This is a genomic window from Seonamhaeicola marinus (assembly GCF_008085455.1).
In genome coordinates this window covers 1-469 of record NZ_VSDQ01000665.1, presented here as the reverse complement: position 1 = coordinate 469, position 469 = coordinate 1, and the positions used below count along the sequence as shown (strand labels likewise).

1 pseudogene is annotated in these 469 nt (G+C 34.1%); it reads right to left on the bottom strand.

Annotated elements, in window-relative coordinates:
- Window positions 1–469 (bottom strand): annotated as a pseudogene (locus tag FUA24_RS11080) (DNA-directed RNA polymerase subunit beta'); the annotation flags it as partial.

Genomic DNA, 469 nt, shown 5'->3' with positions numbered 1-469 from the left:
GATGTTCTTGAAATAACAATATCAACTTCATTACCATCATTATCAGTACCTTTAACAGTTTTTAAATCTTCAATTTCAGCAACACCATCAAATTTAACTGCTAATTTATTTTCTTCAGAAATATTACCCGCAATACCACCTACGTGGAATGTACGTAATGTTAACTGTGTACCAGGTTCTCCAATTGATTGTGCTGCAACAACACCAACAGCTTCACCACGTTGTACCATTTTACCTGTTGCTAAGTTACGGCCGTAACATTTTGCACAGATACCTTGTAATGCTTCACAAGATAATGGCGAACGTACTTCAATACTTTCTATTGGTGTATCTCCAATAGCTTTTGCTATTTTATCATCAATTAAATCACCAGCTTTAACTAATAGTTCATCAGTTAATGGGTTGTGTACATCATTTAATGAAACACGTCCAACAATTCTATCTTCAAGTGTTTCAACAATTTCATCAT